The organism is Paenibacillus sp. J22P51 (assembly GCF_059692215.1).
In genome coordinates, this window is the sequence record NZ_JCAUAZ010000002.1 from 369,749 (window position 1) to 389,834 (window position 20,086).

The 20,086-nt window shown below is 45.1% G+C and carries 13 protein-coding genes; 11 read left to right on the forward strand and 2 right to left on the reverse strand.

Annotation, left to right across the window (positions count from 1 at the left end):
* The first annotated feature begins 20 nt into the window (after nt 1–20).
* The 7 genes from AC58QC_RS06340 (at nt 21) to AC58QC_RS06370 (ending at nt 12,996) form a co-directional block, all read left to right on the forward strand.
* On the forward strand, nt 21–3,224 hold the full coding sequence (locus AC58QC_RS06340; RefSeq protein WP_497414348.1) for an alpha-mannosidase: 3,204 nt from the start codon (nt 21–23) through the stop codon (nt 3,222–3,224).
* A gap of 337 nt (nt 3,225–3,561) precedes the next feature.
* Nucleotides 3,562–5,892 (forward strand): helix-turn-helix transcriptional regulator, encoded by a 2,331-nt coding sequence (locus tag AC58QC_RS06345; protein WP_497414349.1) that lies wholly within the window; start codon nt 3,562–3,564, stop codon nt 5,890–5,892.
* Nucleotides 5,893–6,052: 160 nt separating this feature from the next.
* Nucleotides 6,053–7,624 carry an extracellular solute-binding protein gene (locus tag AC58QC_RS06350; RefSeq protein WP_497414350.1) on the forward strand — a complete coding sequence of 524 codons (1,572 nt, stop codon included), beginning with the start codon at nt 6,053–6,055 and terminating at the stop codon, nt 7,622–7,624.
* A gap of 274 nt (nt 7,625–7,898) precedes the next feature.
* Complete coding sequence (locus AC58QC_RS06355; protein WP_497414351.1) at nt 7,899–9,692, forward strand: L-fucose isomerase; 1,794 nt, start codon at nt 7,899–7,901, stop codon at nt 9,690–9,692.
* Between the two features lie 15 nt (nt 9,693–9,707).
* Entirely contained in the window at nt 9,708–11,384 is a 1,677-nt protein-coding gene (locus AC58QC_RS06360) for a ribulokinase (protein ID WP_497414352.1), read from the forward strand.
* Nucleotides 11,381–12,016 carry a D-sedoheptulose-7-phosphate isomerase gene (locus tag AC58QC_RS06365; RefSeq protein ID WP_497414353.1) on the forward strand — a complete coding sequence of 212 codons (636 nt, stop codon included), beginning with the start codon at nt 11,381–11,383 and terminating at the stop codon, nt 12,014–12,016. The genes AC58QC_RS06360 and AC58QC_RS06365 overlap by 4 nt, the downstream gene beginning before the upstream one ends.
* Nucleotides 12,013–12,996 (forward strand): ROK family protein, encoded by a 984-nt coding sequence (locus tag AC58QC_RS06370; protein WP_497414354.1) that lies wholly within the window; start codon nt 12,013–12,015, stop codon nt 12,994–12,996. Before AC58QC_RS06365 ends, AC58QC_RS06370 begins: the two co-directional genes overlap by 4 nt.
* Before the next feature lie 381 nt (nt 12,997–13,377).
* On the opposite strand, the gene AC58QC_RS06375 is transcribed toward AC58QC_RS06370, so the two are convergent.
* Nucleotides 13,378–13,578, reverse strand: coding sequence for a phytanoyl-CoA dioxygenase family protein (locus AC58QC_RS06375; protein ID WP_497414355.1), 201 nt, complete (start codon nt 13,576–13,578; stop codon nt 13,378–13,380).
* 595 nt (nt 13,579–14,173) lie between these two features.
* On the opposite strand from AC58QC_RS06375, the gene AC58QC_RS06380 reads away from it, so the two are divergent.
* Nucleotides 14,174–14,314: a hypothetical protein gene (locus tag AC58QC_RS06380; RefSeq protein ID WP_497414356.1), complete on the forward strand. Its 141-nt coding sequence runs from the start codon at nt 14,174–14,176 to the stop codon at nt 14,312–14,314.
* A 12-nt stretch (nt 14,315–14,326) separates the two neighbouring features.
* Here the strand turns inward: AC58QC_RS06380 and AC58QC_RS06385 are convergent, their stop codons facing one another.
* On the reverse strand, nt 14,327–15,346 hold the full coding sequence (locus AC58QC_RS06385) for a LacI family DNA-binding transcriptional regulator (RefSeq protein ID WP_497414357.1): 1,020 nt from the start codon (nt 15,344–15,346) through the stop codon (nt 14,327–14,329).
* 145 nt (nt 15,347–15,491) lie between these two features.
* Between AC58QC_RS06385 and AC58QC_RS06390 the strand changes: the two genes are divergently transcribed.
* From AC58QC_RS06390 to AC58QC_RS06400, 3 genes are all read left to right on the forward strand, one after another.
* Nucleotides 15,492–15,911, forward strand: a complete 420-nt coding sequence (locus AC58QC_RS06390) for an RbsD/FucU family protein (protein ID WP_497414358.1) — start codon at nt 15,492–15,494, stop codon at nt 15,909–15,911.
* Between the two features lie 221 nt (nt 15,912–16,132).
* The gene (locus tag AC58QC_RS06395; RefSeq protein ID WP_497414359.1) at nt 16,133–17,098 is read left to right on the forward strand and encodes an aldo/keto reductase; all 966 of its coding nucleotides are present in this window, start codon (nt 16,133–16,135) and stop codon (nt 17,096–17,098) included.
* A 58-nt stretch (nt 17,099–17,156) separates the two neighbouring features.
* Entirely contained in the window at nt 17,157–19,859 is a 2,703-nt protein-coding gene (locus AC58QC_RS06400; RefSeq protein WP_497414360.1) for a UxaA family hydrolase, read from the forward strand.
* Nucleotides 19,860–20,086: the final 227 nt, after the last annotated feature.

Below are 20,086 nucleotides of genomic sequence, written 5' to 3' on the forward strand. Positions count from 1 at the left end.
CAGAGGAATGAGGAATAGCCATGCTCACCAAAAGTATTCATTTAGCTGATAAAAAATTGGAAAAACGAATTATCGAATTGGAGCAGTATCGATATATCGACCAGCGGCCGATACCCAGTTATCAATTTTGGGAGGATCAAGAAGCGGCCGTAGCGGCTAGGCCGCCAGAGAACGCGGAGTGGCGTACGATCTCGCTTGGTGAACGATGGAGCGGTTGGGATTTGACAGCTTGGCTGAAAACGGAGATAACATTTCCAGCCGAGTGGAAAGGGAAGAAGGCACTCGGGCTGTTCGATTTCGGTAAGACGGGTACGGGGCACAATTCGGGGTTCGAATCACTTGTTTTTCTGAACGGGGAGCCGTTTCAGGGAGTTGGAGGCAACCATCCTGAAGTGTTTTTACCAGAAAAGCTGATTGGACAGAAGGTTGAGCTACTGTTTAAAGTTTGGACTGGTTTGAACGGAATGACAGGCGATAAGAGTGAGCTGGAGCATAAAATTCAGGTTTCCACGCTTGCTCTGCTGGAGGAAGAGACGGATGATCTGTATTTCACGGCGAGCGCGGTATTACAAACCATTCAATTGCTAAGTGAAAACAGCTGGGAGCAAAAAAGCCTGTTAAGGGCGTTGGACCTAGCTTTTCAACTCATTGATTGGCGTGTTCCCGGTGATGCAAATTTTTATGCCAGTGTCAAAGAAGCCAACGCAAAGTTAAAGGAAGAGCTGTCCGTCATTCCAAAACACAGTGAAGTGACAGTTCGCTGCGTTGGACATACGCACATCGATGTTGCTTGGCTGTGGCGTCTCAAGCACACTAGAGAAAAATCTGCTCGATCATTCTCGACCGTTTTGCGTTACATGGAACAGTTTCCTGAATATACGTTTTTGCAGACACAGCCGCAGTTATACGATTACTTGGAAAAGGATTATCCCGAGATTTACTCCCAAATCGCCGATCGCATCCAGGAAGGACGCTGGGAAGCAGGCGGGGCCATGTGGCTGGAATCGGATTGCAACGTACCTTCAGGGGAATCACTGGTTCGTCAGCTTATGTACGGAATGCGCTATTTCGAGCAGCGCTATGGAGCCAAATGCGAATATTTGTGGCTTCCCGATGTGTTCGGATACAGCTGGGCTCTGCCGCAAATATTGCTTAAGGCTGGCTTACGTTACTTTATGACGACGAAGATTAGCTGGAATGTCTATAATCGATTCCCGCACGATACGTTCTATTGGCAGGGGATCGACGGCAGTAAAATTTTGACGCATTACATCACGACGACCGCTCCAGATGCTGAACCCGGCACTACTTTCTATACCTATAACGGCCTTGTGACGCCAGAAACGGTCACCAGTGTATGGGAAAACTATCAGGATAAAGAGTTGAACCGTGATATGCTGCTTGCCTTCGGCTATGGAGATGGCGGCGGCGGGCCAACACGAACAATGTTGGAAACTAGGCGCAGATTAGAAAATATGCCAGGCTTGCCTAAGGTAACGATCGGCCGTGCTGATGAGTATTTTAATCAGTTAGAAGAGACTGTAACGAGTACGGATCGTTATGTCCATAAATGGGATGGAGAGCTTTATCTGGAGCTTCATCGCGGTACTTACACTTCGCAAGCGTACAACAAAAAAATGAACCGACATATGGAAAATCTACTGCATGACGCGGAAATGATCTCTACCATCTTAGGCTCACTGGCAGGCTTTGCGCATTATCCTCAGATGCAAATCTATGAGAGCTGGAAGATCGTACTGCGCAACCAATTTCATGATATTTTGCCAGGATCCTCGATTGCGGAAGTATATGAGGATTGTCGTATCGAGTATGCGGAGGCGGAAGCCTTGGCTGCGGGAGCGAAATTGGGATGCCTGCAGCGACTCGCGGGACTTGTACGTAACGGGACTTCGCCAAGTTGGATCGTCATGAATACGCTCCCGTGGGCGCGCAAAGATCTCATCCATCTCCCATGGGAGATGCGATTCGAAGGTAAAGTTTGGTACGACGCAGAAGGTCGCACGCTTCAGACGCAGATGGTTAAAGATGCCAATCATGGTAATGTCCTGCTGATTGAAGTAGACCATATTCCAGCATTCGGATATACAACGATTCACTACGAAAACGCTACCGAAGCTATGCCTTCGACAAAGAGTCAGATTACTGCTACGAGTCGTTCCGCCACAACGCCATATTATGAAATCGAATGGAACGAGAAGGGGCAATTGACTCGGTTGTTCGATAAGCGGATGAAGAGGGACGTGCTCGCACCAGGCGAGATCGGAAACCGATTCGACGTCCATGAGGATAAGCCGCTTGCTAACGATGCATGGGATATCGATCTTTTCTATTTAGAAAAGGTTCGGAACATTACGAATTTGACTTCGGTGGAAATCATCGAGCAGGGCGTTCTCTGCACAGTCGTCCGCTTTGCTTGGACATATGAAAAATCTGAGATTGTGCAGGATATGTTACTGTACCCGGACAATCCTAGAATTGATTTCGTTACACGGGTAAATTGGCAGGAACGGCAGCAGCTGCTTAAGGTAGCGTTTCCGATCGATGTACGTGCTACTGCAGCGACATATGAGATCCAGTTCGGCAACGTAGAACGTCCAACCCATTGGAATACAAGCTGGGATTATGCCCGCTTTGAAACTTGCGCTCACCGTTGGGTGGACTTATCGGAAAGAGGCTTCGGCGTTAGCTTGTTGAACGATTGCAAATACGGTCATGATGTGCGGGACAACGTGCTGCGGCTGACTTTAATAAAATCGGCGATCAATCCTGATCCGACGGCTGATCTTGGCGAACACCAATTTACGTACTCACTGCTGCCCCATAACGGAGACTGGTTTCAAGCAGGGACGGCGATAGAGGCCCACAAGTTGAATATCCCAACATCTGCTTCTGAACTGCCTACCGGAAATAGCGATTTGCAAGCTCAATTACCGTCCTCACTTAGTTTTTTTGCTTGTGATAGCGCGAATGTGGTCGTGGATACAATTAAAAAGGCGGAGGATACTGACGAGTGGATCGTTCGCTGCTACGAATATGCTGGCCAGCGTGGAGCAGTAGGCTTCAGCTCCCACTTTCCAATTGAAAAGGTGGAGGAAGTTAACCTGATGGAGCGCGAGGAGCAAGTGATGGAGCATACCGACCGAGGCTTTGCCGCCTATTTCAAACCGTATGAGCTGAAAACGTTCCGCATTCTTTTGACCTAGTATAAGAACTTGACTATTTGTATAAAAGGCTTGCTTCTAGTAAACGAAGGCCACATAAATTCGCTCTACGAAGTAGGCGATTTAATGTGGCCTTCGTTCGTGAATAGTCGGTTACCTTATCCCTTACAGTGATTCTTAAAAAAAATGGTAAAACATAACAAAGAGTTTTGATAGGAGGATTTCATATAGAAAGATTCGAATATTACATAGATAATAAATGTCATAGTGTTTATCAATTGATACATCATTTGGGATATGTAGGAATCTGAGGATGTTGTTTCATTTGAGAGTAAAGATGTTTCGTCGTACATATCGTACATAAATGGGGGATTTGAATTTGAAGCATCTGAAGCAATATTTAAATAAAAACAGGCTATTTTTTAAGATTCTGCTTTATTTTACCTCGTTATTAATCCCAATTGTTATTATAGGAATCATCTCTTATTTTAACGCAGATCAATTAATTAAGAAGGATGCCTCTGAGAAGCTTACTGATAATTTGAAGGCATCTTCCAAAACAATTGATATTTATTTAAGCATGGCTCAGGCAACCAATAACAGCTTGCTTCTCAGTGAGACAATTCAGCAATATTTACGACCGGATTCATTACTTACAGATGAAGAGAAAATCAAAATGCCATCGATTGTGAGATCCATTGCGGGTAACCGCAATCCAATCAGCCATTTTGTCGATAATATTTTTATTTTTGTAGATGATAAACGCGTTTATTTAAGTGATGGTATCGTTAATTTTGACATTTTCTTTGACAAATTTTATAAATTTGATCAGTACAATAAAGATTTCTGGCGTCAACGTTTACACCAAAGCAGCTTATTCGAATTATTGAAGCCGACCAAAGTGGTCAACGCGGATATGAATTCTTACCGAGAGGTTATCCCGAGTATTACGACGCAATATTTGAATGGGCATTTGGCAACGATGGTGACAACCATATCCATTCCTACGATCGTGGCTACGTTACAAAATAACTCAATTTTCTCGGCTACCCACTATATTGTACTGGATAAAAATAATGAGATCATTTTGCAAAGCAGCGAGTTAGATGAGAAGGCGAAACAGGAAATCATTGCTGGAATTACATCGGAGGAACGAAGTAACGGGGCGATTCAGATTGGTCAAGAGCAGAACTGGCTAGTTCAAACCACGTCCGATTTCGGGTGGAAATATTTTTCGATTACCCCTGTGAGCTCATTTAACCAGGAGTCTTCAAGTATTTTTAGTTTGATTATCTGGATCTGTATTAGCTTACTTATTATTGGTGTAGCCTTTTCTTTCATATTTAGTGTTCGCTTATATAATCCGATCAAAAATATCAGAGATATTTTGCAAACAAATGAAAAGGTAGATGAATGGAACAAGGAAACACATCGCGGCAGCGAGCTTCAAAGGATCGGAGATAGCGTCAATCAATTGATCCAGCGGCATAGGGATGACAATATTAAAATCAATACATTTTCTGACGAAATTCTCGAGCAGTTTTTCACGAATTTAATTAAAGGGCATCGCGGGCCGCAGCCTTATTCCGTTAACCAAATTTTAAATGAAATTGATTTTCACACAGGCAGTTATTTATGCTGCTGTTTCATGATTCAATTTAGAGATCGATTCTATCATGAGATTGTGGAAGCAGACCGTTTATTGATTTTGGAAAAGATGAAGAATGTGCTTTTGGGCATAATGAAAAAGTATGTGAATTGTTATTTGACGGAATATGAGCCCTACTTATATGTTTGTATGGTTAATTTGAAGAGTGAGGAAGACCGCGGGCAGTTAGACCAGGCTTTAGAGATGATTAAACTGACATTTGCCTATGACATGATTTATTGCGAAATCATTATTGGTTTAGGAAAACAATACGATAAAATCGATGATTATTCGAAATCTTATAGTGATGCGATTACAGCCATAGATAAACGGACAGACTCAACCAAAATGGTCATTTTAGATGCGACTGAATTTGTTATCGATCAGAACTACTATTATTCCTTTCTCGATGAGAACAAAATCGTAAACGCTTTGAAATCAGGTGACTTGAATGGGTTGAAGTCTGAGCTGGAAGGAATCATTAGCTTGAATAAAGCAAGAGGGGTCTCTTATCACTTCTTGGGGGCTTTGCTTGTCGAGTTCTTTAATACGGGAAATCGCTACATTACGGAAAAGCGACTGAGTGTTTATGATTTTCTTGATGCGAATGAACATGCTTTTTTGAGTCAAAAGGAGCTCTTACCAAGTGAGTTTGATGGAAGATTGAAACTGATTTTTGAATTTTACGAAAACATTATCACAAAGACGTTATATAAACCTGAGAGCAAATCAGGTGCGGTTGTATCATTCATAACCGATTATATTGAAAAGCATTATGAGAAGGACTTATATCTCGAGGTGATTGCAAATGAAATAGGACTGTCCGCCAAGTATGTGTCAAGAATGTTTAAAGAGTCGACGGGGACGAATATTTCGGACTATATCAGTCTTATTCGGATTGCAAAAGCGAGAGAATTGTTAGCGAATACAGATTTGAAAATTAGCGAAATCGCAGATCAGATTGGCATTTTCAGCCGTACAACTTTTTTACGTCTGTTCAAAAAGTATGAGGGCATTTCGCCGAATGAATATCGAAGCAGCCATGGAAACAAGCAGAAATAGGCTGTAAATGGATGATTGAATCATGAGGGATAAATGACTCAGCACGATTAATGTGGAATAACGGTTCATCGCATGCTATTTTGGTTCTTTCAAAGAGAGTCTGCTAGCCTATAAAATAAAATTGCCAGAAACAAATCCGGATTTATTAAGGAGGAACAACATGGTTATTCTTAAAAAAGGAATGTTAGCTGCCTGCTGTTCAATTGCCTTAGTGGGAAGTTTATTGGCAGGTTGTAGTACGGCAAATACATCATCGGTTCCTGCCAAACGCATAACGCTTTCATGGATGAGATATGAGCATTCTTCGCAAGCTTTAGATGTAAATTCGACCATTGTTCAAGAAATTAAAAAAAGAAAAAATGTGAAGCTTGAATTACAAAGTGTCCCACAAAGTAATTATGAGGATAAGAAGAAAACGCTAATTGCTACAAACTCTATACCTGATGTGATGATGGTTAATCAAAATGATCTTTCGAACTACGCGGATTCGAATATTTTCCTAGATCTCACCCCTTATCTAGATAAAATGCCGAATTTTCAAAAGCTTATTCAACAAAAGCATGAAATCAATAAGACAAAAGTTGATGGCAAGTTATATGGCTTTCCCCTCTTAACCAAATGGAGCTTGCAGTCGGGTCAGCTTCCGATGATTCGTGTAGATTTGTTGACAAAGCATAACTTAAAAACCCCAACGACCTATGATGAACTCTATCAGGTACTCAAAAAGCTTAAAGAAGCGTATCCAGATTCTTATCCGTTTACTAGCCGTGCAGCAAATGGTAAAACGGGAACAGAAAATTTGATCAATCAAATTGCTTTCGGTTTTGGTAGTGGATATACCAATATTACAGGTACAAAGGTTTATTTTGAGCATGCTACAAAACAATATAAATTTGGTCCATTTTCACCTGAATTTAAAGATGCTATTACCTACCTTCATAAGCTCTATAAAGAAAAACTTCTTGATCCGGATTATTCCGTAGCAACCTCACAAACATGGGTGGAAAAATTAAGTACGGGAAAATCTTTCTTTTACCAAGATAACAATGGTTTCGGTGCAAACTTTAATAAAGCACTTCAGGCTAAAGAGCCAGATGCCAAGTTCGAATTGTTACCTGTCATGGCCAGTGATAAGGGGGTTAAACGTAACAACGTATATCAACTTGATCATCTGGGTGAAATGTATGCAATAAGCTCCAAAGTGAAGAATCCAGAAGAAGTTATTAAGTTTATCGACTGGATGTATGGAGACGAGGGGACAAATCTGACAAGCTTTGGTGTAGAGAACGTTGACTATACACTTGCTGATGGCGAATATAAGATTTCTGAAGCGACGCAAGCGAAATTTAAAGATAAACAAGATCCTTTCCGGGCGATGCAATCAGCACTTGGAACCGGTTACCTTGGCTTAGCACTTCATTCTGACGACCATCCTCTGGTTCCCTCTTCTGCACCGGAACTAATTAAGTGGTCTGAAAAGGCAATCAAGGATCTTGCTGATGGTATTAATTTCAGAGAAGTGAATGATCCTCCATTTAATAAAGAAGAACGAGAAAAACTTAAACAGCTCCGCACTCAACTAGATGCGTATTTAACGCTGAATATGGATAGATTCATAATCAATGATGGGGCATTGAATGATTGGGATAGTTTTATTAAGCAATGCAAAGAAAAGGGCGCAACTGAAATTGAAGCGATTTATAATACGGCACTCGCAAGAGTAAATAAATAGGACTAAGGTTGGGGCATTCATATAACGGTATGGTTGTTATTGCGCAGCATATCAAATATACCGTTTGTATGTATTCATCATATCTGTACTAACCATTTATCCCTTTGTGAAAAACACTATTTACAAGGTGCAAAGCTAGGTTCACAAAAGGGATGAAAGTTGGGACTTTGTTGTATTTATATTACAGAATCATGGTCCAATCATGTGCGAAGGAATAGCCTCGTTATTACTAATAAACGAAGGTTCCTATATAAAGTTGAGGAGATGGTGTTTAATGAATACGAAATCAGGATTCAACCGACTGCAAGGAGATTTGCCAAAGATCGGAATACGCCCGGTTATTGACGGACGCCGAGGTGGAATTCGCGAGTCACTTGAGGATCAAACGATGAACATGGCGATTGCTTGCGCACAATTATTGAGTGAGAATCTGCGTCACGCAAATGGAATGCCAGTGGAATGTGTCGTAGCTGACACCACGATTGGTGGCGTAGCTGAAGCTGCTAGAGCAGCGACGAAGTTTCGTAAGGAAGGCGTGGGTTTAACCATTACCGTGACTCCTTCCTGGTGCTATCCGTTAGAAACGATTGACACAGATCCGCTTATGCCAAAAGCAATCTGGGGGTTTAACGGCACAGAACGTCCAGGTGCGGTGTATCTTGCTTCTGCTCTTGGCGCACATAATCAAAAGGGAATCCCTTCTTTTAGTATTTACGGCAAAGATGTGCAGGATACTGGTGATCAACATATCCCTGAAGATGTTCAGGAGAAGTTGAAGAGGTTTGCCAAAGCCGGACTAGCTGTTGCAACGATGCGCGGTCAAGCCTATTTAGCTATGGGAACGGTTTCAATGGGCATTGCTGGTTGTATTGTCGATGAGACGTTTTTTCAGGATTATTTGGGTATGCGCAATGAATATGTGGATATGAGCGAGTTCATTCGTCGTATGGAACGAGGAATTTACGATAAAGACGAATATGTGCGTGCACTAGCATGGACGAAGGAAAACTGCCAAATCGGCGCGGATGTGAATCCACCGGAACTTAAGCGAACGGCCGAACAGAAGGAGCAGGATTGGGAAACTGTAATCAAAATGACTCTGATTGCTCGTGATCTGATGGTTGGTAATGCCAAGTTAGCTGAACAGGGCTTCGAGGAAGAATCAATGGGTCATAATGCGATAGCTGCCGGCTTCCAAGGCCAGAGAGCGTGGACTGATCATTTTCCAAACGGGGATTTTATGGAGGCGATCTTAACCAGTTCATTTGACTGGAATGGCATTCGAGAGCCGTATATGCTGGCTACGGAAAATGATAATTTGAATGCCGTGACGATGCTTTTCGGTCATTTATTGACGGACAGAGCACAAATTTTTGCTGATGTGCGGACATACTGGAGTCCTCAGGCCGTAAAACGTGTAACTGGTCAAGATCTGACAGGAATAGCCGCTGGAGGAGTTATTCATCTGATTAACTCAGGACCAGCGGCGCTGGATGGAACCGGTAATCAAACGATGAATGGGCAGCCCGTGATGAAACCGTATTGGGATATTACAGAACAGGATGTGCAGCAATGCCTTCAAGCTACACAGTGGTGTCCAGCAGTCGATTTCTTCCGGGGAGGCGGCTACTCTACTGACTTCACGACGCGCGGGGGCATGCCGATGACAATGGCACGTATCAATCTAGTCAAAGGTTTAGGACCGGTTCTGCAGTTGGCTGAAGGCTACTCCGTTGAATTGCCTGAAGAGGTACACGATGTACTCGATAAACGTTCCAATCCGACATGGCCAACGACATGGTTCGTGCCGAATCTGACAGGAGCAGGCGCATTCAAGGATGTGTATACCGTTATGAATAACTGGGGTTCTAACCACTGTTCTGTCAGCTACGGTCATGTGGGGGCGGACTTGATAACGCTTGCATCTATGCTGCGTATTCCGGTATGTATGCATAACGTTGCGGATGAACACATATTCCGTCCAACTACTTGGACGGCATTCGGCGCCAATGATCCGTTGGGAGCGGACTATAGGGCATGTGAGACTTTTGGTCCGTTGTACAGATAAAGCAGGAGGGGCATAATGGAGAAAAAGTATGCGATTGGTATTGATTACGGAACGGAATCTGGAAGAGTGCTTCTCGTGGATATCGAAAATGGGGAAGAAATCGCGGTGCATGTGACACCTTACCCTCACGGTGTGATCGACGAACGTTTGCCGAATTCTGATAAATTGCTGGAGCCCTATTGGGCTCTTCAGCAACCAGACGACTATTTGGAGGTATTAAGAAATTCAGTGCCAGCCGTACTAAGGAGCTCGGGTATTGATCCGAAGCAAGTGGTCGGAATCGGAATTGATTTTACAGCGTGCACGGTTCTTCCTGTTGATGAGAGTGGGGTTCCTTTATGTTTTCAAGAGGAGCTTCGGGATGAGCCTCATGCTTATGTCAAGCTGTGGAAACACCATGCGGCGCAGGAAGAAGCAAATCGAATTAATGAGAAAGTGGAGCGCCTGGGGGCTGCCTTCTTAAGTCGATATGGCGGCAAAACATCCTCTGAATGGATGGTGGCCAAGGCGTGGCAGATGCTGAATGAAGCGCCTGTGATTTATGAACAAACACATCGTTTGATGGAAGCGGCCGATTGGGTTGTTCTGCAGCTAACGTCTAATTCAATTCGAAGCAGCTGCTGTGCGGGTTATAAGGCATTTTGGCATAAAACAGATGGCTATCCGTCGAAGGATTTCTTTCGAACCTTGGATCCTAGGCTTGAAACATTCGTTGAAACTAAACTTCAGGGAGACATTTCTTTGCTTGGCTCTAAAGCGGGTGAACTGACCGTCGAAGCAGCTACGATGATGGGGCTTCACCCTGGAACAGCAGTAGCTGTTGGTATCATTGACGCTCATGCGGGTGTTGCGGGTTCAGGGGCAGTGCACGCCGGTCAAATGGTAATGGCAATGGGAACTTCATTGTGTCACATGCTGCTAAGTGATAAGGAAATACATGCGGAAGGCATTTGCGGAGTCGTAGAGGATGGGATTGTTCCTGGGTTGTATGGCTATGAAGCGGGACAACCGGCAGTCGGCGATTTATTCGGTTGGTTTGTTGAGCAGGGTGTTCCAGGTTATGTTAAGGATGCAGCTGTAAACGAAGGCATCAGCGTACATGCATATTTGGAGAAACTGGCATGGGAGTTGAAACCTGGACAGACAGGTTTACTTGCATTGGATTGGTGGAATGGCAATCGTTCGGTGCTCGTCGACGCGGATTTGAGTGGACTGATGGTTGGTATGACCTTGCAGACGAAGCCGGAAGAAATATATCGTTGCCTGTTGGAAGCTGCTGCCTTTGGCACCCGAAAAATCATTGAGACGTTTGAGCAAGCTGGTGTTAAGGTGAGCGAACTGATTGCTTGTGGTGGTCTACCTCAGCGGAATCGGCTGCTCATGCAAATATTTGCAGACGTGACCCGTCGTGAGATCAAGGTAGCCGATTCAACGCAAACTACAGCACTCGGTGCAGCTATTTTTGGTGCAGTTGCTGCCGGTACAGAGCGTGGTGGTTATGCAAATATTGTGGAAGCGGCTTCTCGTATGACCCGTGTTCGTCAAGAAAGCTATAAGCCAAACCATGAACATAGCCATGTTTATGATGAGTTGTACTTTGAATATAACCGTCTACATGATCTCTTCGGCCGGGGCGGCAGTGATGTCATGAAGGCATTGAAGCGGATTAAGCAAGGAGGCAACGTTGAATGAATGCTATTTTACAGCAAATGACAACTCGCTATCCAGAGTTAAGTGATTGTATGCCAGATATCGAATTGGGATATGAACTTTTATACAATTCCTTTAATCAAAATGGCAAGCTGCTATTATGTGGAAATGGTGGAAGTGCAGCAGATTGTGAGCATGTTGTTGGTGAATTGATGAAGGGATTCATGTCCAAACGGCCACTGTCCTCATTGATTAGCGAAAATTTCGAGCGTGAATTTCCGGGAGAAGGCGCTGGTATTGCTGAAAGGCTGCAAGGCGCGCTGCCAGCGATTTCACTCGTTAGTCACACAGCTTTGATAAGCGCTTATGCAAATGACGTTTCTCCGGAAATGATTTTTGCTCAGCAAGTGTATGGCTATGGACGTCCAGGGGATGTATTAATTGCTTTTAGTACGTCCGGTAACTCTCTTAATGTACTTCGGGCCTTGCAAGTTGCCAGGGTGCAAGGAATGAAAACCATTGGTTTCACTGGTTGTAGTGGAGGTAAATTGAAGTCGCTTTGCGATGTGGCCATATGTGTGCCTTGGGAAAGAACATCTGATATCCAAGAGAGGCATCTGCCCATCTATCATGCATTATGCAGTATGCTGGAGGAGGCGTTTTTTCCCACATGACAATGCTGGCAGCGATCGATATTGGTGGAACAAAATGTGCTGTGAGTTTGGGCGTTATGGAAAAAGGTCGAGTCGTTATTTTGGAAAAAATAAGTTTCCCTACGCCGTCTAACCCGAAAGTGGCCATGGATGACATCACAACAGTCCTGGAAACTGTAATATCTAGATATCCTGAGCAGACACCTGCGGCGCTAGGCATCAGCTGCGGAGGTCCATTAAACAGCCAGGCTGGACTCATCCTCTCGCCTCCGAATCTGCCAGACTGGGATCATATTGATGTGATCACTCCTTTTCGCGCGCGTTACGGTATTCCAGTTGGCTTGCAGAATGATGCGAATGCTTGTGCGTTAGCCGAGTGGCGGTTTGGCGCGGGGAAAGGCTGTCGAAATATGATTTTCCTTACCTTCGGTACGGGGATGGGGGCAGGGCTTATTCTTAACGGACAGCTCTATAGGGGAACGAATGACATGGCCGGTGAAGTGGGGCATGTTCGTTTAGATGCTGAAGGACCATTGGGATATGGAAAGGAGGGTACATTTGAAGGTTTTTGTAGCGGCGGAGGTATTGCGAAGCTCGCGCAAACTATGGCGATAAAAGCTATGCAAGAAGGTAAGGCTCCTTCCTTCTGTAAAAATATGAACGAATTGGCCGGTCTGACTGCTGAAAAAGTAGGAAAGGCTGCGCAAGAAGGGGATCCGTTGGCACTGCAAGTATTTCATTTGGTAGGTCGACGGTTAGGACAGGGACTTGCTATGTTGGTAGATGTACTCAATCCGGAAAAAATCGTTATTGGTAGTATCTATGGGCGGCAGCAAGAGCTGCTTGAGCCAATTGTCATGACCACGTTGAGACAGGAAGCCTTATCTTTGTCCCTGGATGTATGTGAGATTGTTCCTGCTGGGTTGGGTGAGCAAGTTGGAGATTATGCAGGATTATCTGTTGCCATGGAAATGTTTGAAAAAAGGGCAGGCGAATTATGACAGACGGCCTTTCAGTTTGAAAAGTTGGATTTAAAGGCTTTTTTGAAAAACAAAATCAATGTGGATTCGCTCTTACCCGTGCGGGTTTTGCAACGAGTATGGAAAAGGCCGTGGTCCATTTCGCCGTGGGTGCAGCCTTTATCATCACTCGGTTTCCTTTTTTCATCTTATCCAAGACGTTCATGTGCTTATATCAAACGACTATTCGGAACATTTGATGAGCACCAAATTTAACAAAGCGCTGGTCAAAAAAAGTGCCAGAACGGTAGTTTTTTCGTAGAAAAAATCATTAAGTTTCTTTGATAATTTGGAAGCTTGGCTTCACATTAGTGAAATTGTCCCATGCCCCAATCAAAATGTTCCTGATTGCTTGGGAAATCACTACCTCCCGATATTCCCCATATGGATCGGATATTCTCTATGGTTCAGGTAATGTGAGCCGATAGGGGGTAGGCTTCCGGCGAGAAAAGTGCCTGGAATGACTCGCAAACAGCCATTCTCTTCATCCGCGCGATCCAAATGGACACTAGCGGCGAGCATCGTATGCTTCTCGTGCGGGAAATATGGATAGTCCTGATGCATCGGGAAAGCAGCGTCATTTCAGGCGGCTTTACCAACATCTTCGTATGATGTAGTTGAACGTTCGGTCCGATGATTTGTCTCAATACAGCGACCATATTAGGGTGAATAACAGCTCGCATGAAGGTAGAATCGTGATAGTGCACATCATAAAAGCCTTTAATAACGAGCTTCTTCAGCTCTTCTGCTAGAAAATAGTCTCCCTGCCAAGTATCATTTGTATCTGCTTTCGCATGTGCCGCACGTACAATTATTTACTCGACCGCTTGTCTCATTTTAGCTACTTCCGTTTCATTGAAGCCCCCCACCCCTATATAAGCAAATCCCCATTCTCTTTGTAAAAATCGACATCCTTGGATTGTATCATCGTTTATTCCTCCATTTAGTGTTTGCTGCTAAAGTGACTATCTCTCTTTAAACTACACCTCCGATGTCTTTTTCAACAGAGGACATTATTTTGTACAATAAGGTCAAAAATTCTAGAGAGGCGACCATCTATCTGCACTAAGAAACGTATTCGATGCTAAATGAAACTGTAAGCGTTATCCGAGGTTCTGGAGCCTGCTTTAAAGTTCATTATTGGGGTGTAGATCCCTGTATGTTTGAGAATCAGCCGCATAAGCATTCCTTTTTCGAAATCTGTTACATTCTGGATGGAGAAGAGCTGCGGAATGGCTTAACCGAGGAGACGAAGGAAGAAATCATTGCGGCTATTGTCAACAAATGGGAAGAACAATAGCCAACTTGATTTCTAGGAGATGGGGGTCGAGATGGACTGTGTGGAAGAACGAACAATGAGTTCCGATGGCAGCATAATTCTGCGAAATTCGTTGCTAGCGTTTCCTTCTATGCGTTCTAACAGAAGCTGCATCCCAAGCTGGCCAAATTGATAGGCAGGTTGTGCGGCAACCGTGAGGAACGGGTTAATCATACCAGCGGGTCCGAAGTCGTCGAAGCATACGACAGAAATATCGCCTGGTACTTGTAAGCCGCGCTGGCGCAGGGATTGAATGACCCCGACGGCCAACGTATTATTAGCTGCGAAAATAGCCGTAGGCGGCTCTTCAAGCGCGAGCAGATCATCTAAGGCAGAGTCATCGTGGAAGTCGCGAAAACCTAGATGAATAACGAGCGAATCGTCCACAGTTAGGCTATTTAGCCGAAGTGCCTCACTATAGCCTTTGTACCGCAGGCGTGCCGTCGAAACGTCTTGCGAACCATTCACTAATGCTATGCGTTGATGTCCTAGCGAGAACAAGTGTTCAACGAGATTGCGTGCACCTTCCTTACTGTCACCCAGTACGACATCCGCATCAATGCCTGGAATTTCACGATCTAAGACAACGAATGGAATTTGATGCTTTTGTAGCAGCTGCAAATTTTCGAGGGATAGATCACCTGCAGGTGCAAATAAAACGCCGTCCACGCGTGTGGAGAGAATCATATCTACGTAATCCTTTTCTTTCACATAATCCTCATCACTATTGGCAAAAAGTAAGCGATAGCCCGCCTTTTTCGCAGCATCCTCGGCACCTCGGGCTAAAGTTGTATAGAACGGATTCGTGATATCCGTAATAAGCAGGGACAGAAGGTTCGTCTTCTGTGAAACTAAGCTGCGTGCCAATGCATTCGGGATGTAGTGGAGCTCTTCCATGACTTTCTGCACTCGCTTACGCGTCTCTTTACTGATCCGGCCTGTGTTATTAATCACTCTGGAAACCGTCATAGCGGATACACCGGCCTTTTCGGCGATGTCATAGATTGTTATCACGTGGGTTCTCCTTTTATGTGCCAAGTCGTTGTTCAACGTGTAGTCGTTTATTTTGTATTGTATAGAAATAAAGGATTGACAGCAAGACATATAATTGTTAATTTTGAGTTATCGATAACAAATAATGAAATAGGAGATGTTGATGATGTTAAAAGGGATACCTTCGATCCTCTCCCCTGAGCTTCTTAAGGTGTTGATGGAGATGGGGCATGGCGATGAAATCATCTTAGCAGATGGCAATTTTCCTGCAGCCAGTCATGCGAACCGGCTGCTGCGTTGTGATGGTCATGGCGTACCCGAATTATTGAAAGCGGTTTTAACCCTATTCCCACTGGATACATATAGCGAGCAGCCTGTTTCACTCATGGCTGTCATTCCTGGTGACCCGGTTGCAACGCCCATTTGGGGGGAGTATGAGGGGATAATTAGTGAATACGCAACACCAGCTATTGAGTACGTGGAACGGTTCGCTTTCTATGAGCGGGCGAAGAAGGCATATGCGATTGTAGCAACGAGTGAAAAGGAGCTTTATGCCAATATTATTTTAAGAAAAGGCATAATTTAATAGAAATTAATTTATCGATAACTCTAGTTAATTGTGAATGTGTTTGAATGACCGCCTTACTGTACAAAAGGATGGGAATGTGCAATTCTTTACATGGTAAATCAAGGAATCACGTTACAATGAAACCATCACTAGATTGGAACCACAAGACAATTAATTATATATAAGTGCAGATTATTTATTAAAACCTTATTATACTCAATAAGAAGCGAGGATATTTTATGTCAACTGCATCCCTTTACTCGAATCGGCCATTTGGTAGAACTGGCCTGCTTGTATCTCCGCTTTGTGTTGGTGGAGCTCCATTAGGTGATATGCCGGAAGCCTTTAATTCTAGTGCACCAGAAGAAACCGCGCTGGAAACAATTCGCGCTGCCTTCGCAAGCCCGATTAACTTCCTCGATACTGCTGCGGCCTATGGTGAAGGCGAGAGTGAGCGCCGTATTGGCAAGGTAATTAAAGAGAACGGCGGACTCCCATCGGGTTTTGTGCTCGCTACCAAAGCAGACCGGTGTTTAAGGACTGGCGACTTCAGCGGGGATCAAATAAAACGATCCATTGAAGGAAGTCTAACCAGGTTAGGGCTAGATCGTCTGCAATATGTCTATATCCATGACCCGGAACACTCCACCTTTGAAAATGTTATGGGTGCAGGTGGGCCGCTTGAGGTGCTGAAAAATTTCAAGGATCAGGGGGTCATAGATCACATTGGAATATCTGGTGGGCCCATCGACTTACTTATTCGTTATGTAGAAACAGGGGTGTTTAGCGCCGTTGAGACCCATAACCGCTATACACTGCTCAATCGATCAGCTGAGCCTTTGCTTGATATCGCCAATCAATTGGAGGTTGCCGTAATTAACGCAGCACCTTATGGCAGCGGCATATTGGCAAAAGGTCCGGATGTCTACGCACGTTATGCGTACAGTGATGCACCTCCTTTGTTGCTTGAACGTGCACGATCCTTAATGAAAGTCTGCCAGGCATGGAATGTGCCCTTAGCCGCTGCTGCACTTCAATTCTCCATGCGTGACTCCCGCGTCGCGAGTACTGTTGTTGGCATGAGCAAGCCGGAACGAGTAGCACAGACGTTGGAGCTTGCTAATTATCCAATTCCTTCAGAGCTCTGGCCTGCACTGGACGAAATTGGATATTCTACTGAGGATCCCGAAGCAGATAGATTTTAATTCTCTCTTCCGACGATACGTATTTCATGAGTAATTTTCAAAAAGGAGATAGATATCGATGAACGAAATTTACCAATTCGATGAAATTGCTAGACTTCCATTACCTGGGGATAACTGCGCCGTTGCGACTCGCAATTTGGACGCCGGCACCGTCATTCATTATGAAGGCCAAACCTTGATCATAGATTATACTGTTATGGAAGGCCATCGTTTTGCTGTGAAGACAATTGATCCCGGTGTAGAGTTGCTTTCATGGGAAATGCCTTTTGGTGTGGCTCTACAAGCAATTCAGCCCGGTCACTATGTGATCAACGAGACGGTATTGGACGCACTTAGTGCGCGTCAGCTGAAGTTTGCTCTGCCAGAGGCGCCTAATTTTGCGGATCAAGTTCATCCCTATGTGCTTGACGAGGAAAACTTTCAGCCCGCCCCGGCATCGCCGGCATATTCGGAAATTCGTACTTTTATGGGGTATCGCCGCCATGCAGACCGCGGAGTAGGTACCCGTAACCACATCGTCCTGCTTGGGACCACCTCCCGAACAGGCAGCTATGTGAAGCAGCTTGCCGCTCGTTTGCAAGGCGAGCTGAAGAACTACCCTAATGTGGAAGGGATTGTTCCAGCAGCGCACACGGAGGGTAGCACGGAAAATCCGAATAACTTGGACTTGCTGTTGCGGACGCTCGCCGGATTTATGGTAAACCCCAACGTCGGTGCGGTTCTGGCTGTCGATTATGGCAATGAACCGGTAACCAACCAGATGGTTGAAGCATATTTGCGCGAACATGGCTACCCAATCGATGAAGTGCTGCACAAGTTTGTGTCGCTCCAAAGCAGCTTTGAAGAAAATCTGGTCCAATGCGAAGCGATTGTACGAGAATGGCTGCCCACAGTCAATGCGATGCAGCGGACGCCTGAATCCATCAGCCACCTTAAGATCGGATTGCAGTGCGGCGGCTCGGACGCTTTTTCCGGCATATCCGCGAACCCTTTGCTAGGTTGGATCTCAGAAGAATTAGTGCGCTACGGCGGCTCTGCCAGTCTGGCGGAAACCGATGAATTGATTGGCGCGGAACCCTTTGTCCTCTCGAAGGTTCGTAACGTGGAAACCGCCCGTAAGTTTTTGGAGCTTGTGCAACGTTTCAGGGAACGTACGTCCTGGCATGGTGCAAGTGCGGAAGGGAATCCATCCGGTGGCAACATCTATCGCGGCCTTTATAACATTTATCTTAAATCCATTGGCGCTGCCCAGAAGAAAGATCCGACCACTCGCCTCGATTATGCCACAGAGTATGGGGAGCTCATGAAAGATGGCGGATTTTATTTCATGGACAGTCCCGGCAATGACCTCGAGAGCATCGCTGGACAGGTGGCTGCAGGCTGCAATATGATTTTCTTTACGACTGGCAACGGCTCGATCACGAATTTCCCTTACTTGCCGACGGTCAAGGTTGTTACGACTACCCGTCGCTTCCAATTATTGTCCGATGATATGGATGTCAACGCGGGGCAGTATCTGGAAGGCAAGTCTATGGATGAGCTCGGCAAAGAGGTCTTCGATCTTACCATTCAAATTGCCTCTGGTCAGCGGAGTGTGGGGGAGAAGGCGGGTCATGCCCAGGTTCAGATTTGGCGCAACTGGCAGCAAAATGATGCGAGCCAGCTGGAGACATTACTTCATCCCCCTGTGCCGTCGGGAGAGCCTATTGAAATCCAAGAGGACGCTGAAGCGACGGTTAGCTCTATCCAATTCAATCTTACTCGTCATCAAGACCGCACGGCCAGCGACAACATTGGCTTGATCCTGCCGACCAGTCTTTGCGCCGGACAGGTGGCCAATATGATTACGAAGCAGTTGAATAAGCAGGGTGCCGGGCAACCCGAGGTCACGCGATTTGTGGCATTGGCTCACACGGAAGGCTGCGGGAATTCGGGGGGGCAAGCCGAACAGATGCTTGCTCGAACGATGATCGGTTACATCACTCATCCGATGGTGAAACATTGTCTGCTGCTGGAGCATGGCTGCGAGAAAACCCACAACGACTTTATGCGCCATCAAATGGAAGAGATTGGTGTTGAAACGAGCCATCTAGGTTTTGCCAGCATTCAGCTTGACGGAGGAATTACGAAGGTGACGCAAAAGGTAGAAGCATGGTTTGCCGATCAATTGGCAGCAGCTGGAGCAGCTGAGAAGGAGACAGTTGGTCTGGCTGGTCTGCGTATTGGCATCATAAGCGATGGTGCCATCTCCAACGACGAAGGAGAGCAGCTTGTGAAGCTGACCAAAATGGTTGTCAAAGCAGGCGGCTTAGTGGTTGTCCCGGAGAACAGCGGTCTACTTTCCACAGCTTCTTATAGCCAAAATATATTCACTTCATCCAATGTCCTGCCATCCATTGCCTATGGTGAGCATGTCCGCCGCAATGGCTTCCACATCATGGAGACCCCGACCGAGCATTGGGTGGAGACGGTTACGGGCCTAGCTGCCACGGGTGTAGAGTTAATTATCGCATTAGTCGGTAATCGTCCGATGCAGACGCATCCGTTTGTTCCTATGCTGCAAATAGCATCGGAAACGGGAATGCTGCAAAACTATGAAAATGATCTGGATTTGCTGCTCATTGGAGATCCGAATGCTTGGACGAACTTGATTCTCGATCGCGTCAAACAAACCATTGAGCATACTTATACACCCCGTCTCTACCAGCAGGGTAATGTTGATTTCCAATTAACACGTGGCTTCTTGGGTGTTTCGTTGTAATTTTAATTTCTATTTGAAAAAGGAGTGGGCAGGGTTGATTCCCTGTAAACTCTTCTTTTTACTGTGAAGCTTATCAATTTGATCCATACTAGGTGGAAAGAGCGCACCAACTGATGCTGGGGTATCTGGAAGCTATCCAGTATGAGAAAGAGAGGTTTAGGGGCTTTTCTTCTTTATTTCTGCCTATTTCACTCCTACATCTTATGAAAGAAAAGGAGCAATTAGGT